5 protein-coding genes and 3 pseudogenes are annotated in these 6,133 nt (G+C 61.1%); 3 read left to right on the top strand and 5 right to left on the bottom strand.

Going from position 1 to position 6,133, the window contains the following annotated elements:
* Nucleotides 1-126 precede the first annotated feature (126 nt).
* Nucleotides 127-387 (top strand): annotated as a pseudogene (locus IVA91_RS14935) (ABC transporter substrate-binding protein); the annotation flags it as partial.
* Nucleotides 386-781: a hypothetical protein gene (locus IVA91_RS14930; protein WP_247276078.1), complete on the top strand. Its 396-nt coding sequence runs from the start codon at nucleotides 386-388 to the stop codon at nucleotides 779-781. The pseudogene IVA91_RS14935 and the gene IVA91_RS14930, both read left to right, overlap by 2 nt.
* Before the next feature lie 83 nt (nucleotides 782-864).
* Here the strand turns inward: IVA91_RS14930 and IVA91_RS14925 are convergent, their stop codons facing one another.
* The 5 genes and pseudogenes from IVA91_RS14925 to IVA91_RS14910 form a co-directional block, all read right to left on the bottom strand.
* Entirely contained in the window at nucleotides 865-1,698 is an 834-nt protein-coding gene (locus tag IVA91_RS14925; protein WP_346015489.1) for a DUF5996 family protein, read from the bottom strand.
* Between the two features lie 53 nt (nucleotides 1,699-1,751).
* Nucleotides 1,752-1,810, bottom strand: a pseudogene (locus IVA91_RS37130) (hypothetical protein); the annotation flags it as partial.
* A 332-nt stretch (nucleotides 1,811-2,142) separates the two neighbouring features.
* Entirely contained in the window at nucleotides 2,143-2,682 is a 540-nt protein-coding gene (locus IVA91_RS14920; protein ID WP_247276075.1) for a cytochrome c, read from the bottom strand.
* Complete coding sequence (soxC, locus tag IVA91_RS14915; protein ID WP_247420885.1) at nucleotides 2,669-3,940, bottom strand: sulfite dehydrogenase; 1,272 nt, start codon at nucleotides 3,938-3,940, stop codon at nucleotides 2,669-2,671. Before soxC ends, IVA91_RS14920 begins: the two co-directional genes overlap by 14 nt.
* Before the next feature lie 408 nt (nucleotides 3,941-4,348).
* Nucleotides 4,349-5,815 (bottom strand): carbohydrate porin, encoded by a 1,467-nt coding sequence (locus tag IVA91_RS14910; RefSeq protein WP_247420886.1) that lies wholly within the window; start codon nucleotides 5,813-5,815, stop codon nucleotides 4,349-4,351.
* Nucleotides 5,816-6,035: 220 nt separating this feature from the next.
* On the opposite strand from IVA91_RS14910, the pseudogene IVA91_RS14905 reads away from it, so the two are divergent.
* Nucleotides 6,036-6,133, top strand: a pseudogene (locus tag IVA91_RS14905) (IS3 family transposase); the annotation flags it as partial.

Below are 6,133 nucleotides of genomic sequence, written 5' to 3'. Positions count from 1 at the left end.
CCACCCCGACGCTCGCATAGGGTCAGTAAGAGCAGTTCCGGCCAAGTCGCGACGGAGCTATTACAACGAAATACTGCCGGCCTTTTTCAACGGAATCGGCCCGGAAGCGGAAGTCGGAATGTCTACTTGGTCAAGGAGTTCGGCAAGGGCAAGAAGGCTTCGTATCTCACGCCGGACTACACCTACGGTCACACCGTCACCAAGTCGATGCAGGACTTCCTTGCGACCGCCGGCTGGACCACCGTGACCAACCAGGTGGCGCCGCTCGGTGCGCCTGACTACTCCTCATATCTTCTGAACGTCGCGAATTCCGGCGCCGACGTGCTGATCAACGTCAACTGGGGCCACGACGCGGTGCTGTCGACCCAGCAGGCCAAGCAGTTCGGTGGGCGACGTCCACGCCGGGGTCGTTTCAGGCGTCAACAACGCGGTCGCCCGGGTGGCAGGTCTCTTTGCAGTCGCGGCGCTTGGCGCCGTTTTGTTCGCCAGCTTTTCGTATCATCTAGCCGGTGCGCCGCGGGCACAAGCCAACGGAGCGCTGAATGCAATACTGGCCGGACAAGCCGGCATCACCGAAGCCGCAACGGCAGCGTTCGAACGCGCACTACGCACAGTGTTGCAAGTGGCGGCGCTCTGCGCCTTGCTAGGCGGCATTCTTCTTCGGGTTGTGGATCCGACCGATTGGACCGCAAGCGGCGCGTTGAAAGCGGACATCAAGGGAGATCCGAGTCGGGCGGCGCCCACCATTGAGGGCCAATGGTCGACAGAAATTCGCGTTTGACGAGCAGCCCCGCCGGCACAGCGTAATGGCTCTTCGTCGCGCTTAAGGTGCTCTGCTTGATCAAGGAGAAGGCTCGCCGAACTTCATCTCTTCCTGTCCAGAGGGCGGGGCCGAAGGGGGTGACCAATCGGACATTCGAGCGCGGCACGATCCCAGCGTCCGACATCGGCTGCCGCCCGATAGGTGCTTTCCAGAAACGACATGAGCGTCGCCTCGGGATCGCTCGACTTCGTCACAATGTCGTAGGCCAGGAGATATTCTCCGAGCTTCGGATCGAAATATGCGGCCGTCGGCAAAATCTGTTCATCGGCAAAGCCGTTCGGAGTGGGATAGGCATAGGAGTAGAAAGCCGCAAAGTCTGTGCCGCCTCCGCCCGGCCAGAAGCCGGCGGATGAGACTTCATCACTGTAGGCCTCGCGCGTCACTTCGTCCGGTAAACCCGGTACCCCCCCGGGGTGAAGCGGAGCAGGACGTCCGGAGAAGCGCGTCACCGCGAGATCGAAGCTGCCCCAAAAGAGATGGACCGGACTGACCTTTCCGGTGAAGCCCGTCCGAAACCGATGAAACACACGGTCGATCGCAATCAGGGCCCTGAAGAACCGCGTCGCCGCGTCTGCATCATAGGGTCGGATCTGGCGGTCGTCCCGGAAGGGGATCGGATTGGGGACTTCATTGGGCCGGTCGTCGAATTCCGGTGTACCGCCGAGACGTCCCACCAACTCACAGAACCGGGCGTTAAAGTCGGCGACGGACATCGGCCCGAGCGCCATTTCAACCCGGTGCCCGTCAGAGGCCTCTCCGATCACGATATGACGGGAGAGATCGAAGGTGATCTCGATACCAGAGGCGTCTGGAACCAGCGAAGTCGTGAGCCCGCGAGCATTCACGTAGAAAGTCGCGTGCCATGAATGGTTCACCCACGGCGTCCCTCGCGAGCCGATACTTGCCGACAACTTGGCAATACAAATGAAGCGCGGAACAGGTTTCGCACCATGCCTCGAAGGGGATTTCCGGCCAGATCGCGCTCATAACGTTTCCTCCTTTGTGTTTGGTCGCACGGACGAGGCGCTGGTATCGTTGTTTCACATATGAGCCTTGAAGGTGACAGGCATTGCGTTTGCAGCGAAAAACAAAGCAGCAAGTCGGAGAGACTCCTGGGATCAGTGTCGCCAAGTTCGTTGAGATCCGGGCGTTTTCCAAAGGCTATTTTGGGCCGGGCCGCCGCGCGAAATGGCCGGTTTGGGTCAATCGCGCCGGTTTGCCCCTCAGCCTGAGACTTCGGGTCTACCCCCAACTGCGGACATGTCTCCGCCTGCGCAAACTGTCGCGAAGGGGCCCGAGCGGACCAAGGTCGGCCCGAGCTACTTCGGATTGCGCGGGAACGGGATGAACCCGTCCCGGTTCGGCATTCTCACCTTGGGCAGCGACTGCGCGTCGATCACATCGTTCGACCCGACGACCCCGTTGAGATTGAGGATATAGGCCGATACCGCGTAGAGTTCATCCGCCGTGAGCGATTTCGACTCTTGGAATGGCATGGCGCGGCGGATGTAGTCGAACAGCGTCGTTGCATAGGGCCAGAAACTTCCCACCGTCTTTATCGGTGTTTTGCCCGGCGCCAGTGTGCCCATGCCGCCGGCGAGCGCTCCAGCGAGCGCGACACTGGGGCTGATTCCCTTCTCGCCGTGACAGGCCTGACATTTCGCTACATAGATGGCTTCGCCCTCGATTGCGGTGCCACGACCAAGCGGCAGACCTGCGCCATCCGGTCCGATGCTGATGTCCCACGCTGCGATGTCGGCGAGCGCGATCGGTTGCCCGAACTGCGGGGCCTGGGCCACGGCCGCCGGTGCAATGGTCAGCATAGATACGCAGACTGCAACGGCTTTAAGCGTAAACATTGCTGGCCTCCCCCATCTCGTCGATGCGCCAGCTTGCGATCGCGTTGTAGTGGTAGACCCCACGCAAGCCGCGCTCGTCGGCAAACTGCGCGCGCGTTGGCTGCACCATGCCCGTGTCGTCGGTGGCGCGACTCTGCAGCACGGCGGGACCGCCATTCCATTGCCATGCTGCGCGGAAGCGCACGGGCGCCTTTGGTAGGATCGGGCCCTGCAAAGCTGCCGGCGCCCAGCTTCGTCCGCCGTCAGCCGACACGTCGACCTGCCGGATGCTGCCGTTGCCCGACCAGGCCAGCCCGGAAATCTCGTAGAACCCCGGTCCCCTCAACGCGAGTCCCGGCGACGGACGCGTGATGACGGATTTTACTTCGATCGGGAACACGAACTGCCAGGCCTTTTCATCCTTGAGCAGGATCGTGTATTTCGATGTTTCGTCTTTGGTCATGGCGGGGCCGGCAGTCAGCTTGAGCCGGCGCAGCCACTTCACGTTCATGTTGCCCTCGAAACCAGGCAGCAGCAACCGCACCGGATAGCCGTTCGAAGGCCGCACTCGCTCGCCGTTCTGATAGAGACAGAGCAGCGCATCATCCACCGCTTTGGTGAGCGGGATGCTGCGGCTCATAGCGGCAGCGTCAGCGCCCTCGGCGATCACCCAGCGCGCCTCAGGTTCGATGCCAGCTTCGTCGAGCAACGTGGAGAGCCGCACGCCGGTCCATTCCGCGCAACCCAGCAGGCCGTGAATAGCCGCTACATTGAGCGGCTGCGCCTGAGGCGCGTTGAGCGCCTGGCTGTTGCCGCCACACTCGATGAAGGCGATGCGTGATTGCATCGGATAGCGCGACAGCGCTTCGACCGTAAACACAAGCGGCCGCTTCACAAGTCCATGGATCACCAGCCGATGCTGATCGGGATCGATTTCTGGGATTCCGGAATGGCTACGCTCGAAATGCAGCCCGGATGGCGTGATCATTCCTTCGAGCAGGTGCAACGGCGTGCGTGATGCGCCGACACCGGCCGGATTGGGAGGAGGCGGAAAGACTTTGACGACCTTGCTCTCGAACGGTGAGGGCTGGCCGTAGCCCGCAAATCCCGGACCCGGCACCTTCATCCATGGCTGCATCGTAAGCGGTTCTGCCGATCCGCAGGACAGGCCCGCGCCCGTCGCACCAACAATGAGCGCGCCTTCAAGAAAGATACGGCGGCTTAGAACTCCATTGCCCGCCACCGGATCGCCTGGTTCAGGATGTGTCTTCTTGACCATCAGCGGCCCTCCCTCGTTTCGGGTGCCCGTGCGCACGGCGAGTGCTCGGCCAGTGACCGGCAGAAAGAATGGTCGGTTCTTTTGAGAGTGCAATGCCCGCCGACGGCATTCTTCACTGCCATTCGCCTCGAACGGAGACGTCGGCACGTCTCGTTTCAAAAAAAAGCAGCTCTAGATTACAGGATCCCATCTCCATCCAAAAGACGTTCATATTGGCCAGGATGTCGCAGAAACAAAACCAATGACCCCGATGTCCGAGATGGGTCAAAAGCACCGTTCGGACATTTGGCCGCTCGCTTCCGGTTTACCCCAATCATCCGACAATTTTAGCGCTCTGCCGAGACTTCGCCGGGTCAAGCTGACATCCATCGCCATGGAGCTTTGAGGACTTGTCATGATCTCTCCATCCTAGAATTTGAGCGTCGTTCGGAGGCCGAAGATCGAAGCGTTCTTGAGAGACTTACCTGCCAGAGCGCCGGCGGGCAGCGCGGCCCCGCCTCCGGGATGGACGATGTATTGGAAATTCGGCTGCAGCGTCCAGCCATCCTTGATCTGATACTGGTAAACGGCCGTCAGCAAACCTTCGAAGCTTCGCACTGGCCAATTCGGATTGACCAACGTCCGGTAGTCCGCGTCGAGAGCCTGCGCCCGTTTGGAGACATGAGCATAACCCGCGGCGATGCCGAACTTGTCGTCGGGCCGATCGTCGCGAAGCCCGATGAACTCGACGCCGGCATCGGCGTAGAGATCGATCAGGTTGCGATCGGCGGGCGCGCCGGCGGCTCTTGCGAAGACACCGATCCCACGATCGTCGCTGTGAGGCACGCGGTAGATCTGTTGCTCGAAGACCGCCCACCCACCGAAGTCTCCTGCCAGCAATAGGGGCTCGCCGCTGCTACCGGGAGCGGCGAGCGAGACGCCGTTCGACGCGAGCTGTTGATCGGGGAAAGAGCCGCAGTGCCGCCAGCCGCCGAACTTGATCTGGCCGGTCAGGTTGGGATCGCCCTTCTTGTTGTTCCAGGCGTACTCGATCTGACCGAGCAGCAACGGCGGCCCATTGACGCGGAAATTAACGCCGTAGCGATTGCGCTCCTGGGGGTCGCCGGATCCGGGTCCGGCCTGGTCGCCGTCGAAGATCCCGCCCAGAAGCGAAAGCTGGTCGGTCACGTTGACCAGCAGTCTTGCGCCCATGGCCGCCAAAGGTGGCGATGGTCCGCCGCTGGGAAGGTCGAGCGACGTGATCGCGGGCCACCCCATCGAGGCATTGGTGAACACGTCCGTGTACTTCGTGTTGAAGAATTCGCTGTCGGCGGCGAGCTGGCCGGCTTTGAGCGAGACCCTCTTCGCGCCCCATTGCTTCTCGAAATAGGCTTCGTAGAGACGCGTGGACGGTAAAGCCTCGATTCCGCTGACGACGAAGAAGTTCTGAAGATTGCGCCGGGACAGGCCGTCGCCATGAATTTGGAACATGTTGGCGTGAAAAGTGAGCTTGTCGATGCCAACGAGCTTCTGCAGGTCGACATCCACGGCGAGGTTCAGGCGGCCTTCGTAGATGGCGCCCTGCTTCAGGCCGCCGGAAGCACTCCCAAGCACCTCGCCGATGTAAGTGGCCGCGAACTTCACACCGTACTTCTGCAGCGGATTGGGCAGTAGGCCGAGCGTCTTTTCCTCAACCGTGCTCTCACCCGTGTCCGGATCGGCCGGCTTGTCGTCGTCGGTCTTCTTGTCCTCCTGGGCCGCGGCACCGGCTGCGAGAAGCAAGACGACCGACATCGAAAGAGCTACCTGCCTATAGGCTCGCCTGGGTCTCGACACGCGAGTTCCTGATCCCAACGGTGGGCCTACGAATATCCCGATCTTCGAGGGCGAGTCCACAGTCGAAACGTCTTCCAAAAAGAAGGGGCAGAAAACTGGCCTCCCCAATCGCAAACATTGTTGAATCGCGGGGCGCGAAAAGTCCGCTATAGTGAGGCTTTCCCTTTTTGGGGGCATTCATGTTCGATACGGCTGCGCGCCGTCCTCGATGAAATCTCTGAGAGCGTTTCGCATCGCGAGACGGAGCGCGTACCGATGTCGCCTCTAAAACTTTGGAGGCGGCTATCGGCGCCTGCATGTTCTGCTCAGGCGGGAGGGCTATCTGGTCAACCACAAGAAACTGTTCCGGCTCTACCAGGAAGAGAGGCTCGCGGTCCG

The organism is Bradyrhizobium sp. 153 (assembly GCF_023073835.1).
GTDB lineage: Bacteria > Pseudomonadota > Alphaproteobacteria > Rhizobiales > Xanthobacteraceae > Bradyrhizobium.
The sequence above is the reverse complement of the archived record's forward strand: the minus strand, read 5'-3'. Positions and strand labels throughout refer to the sequence as shown.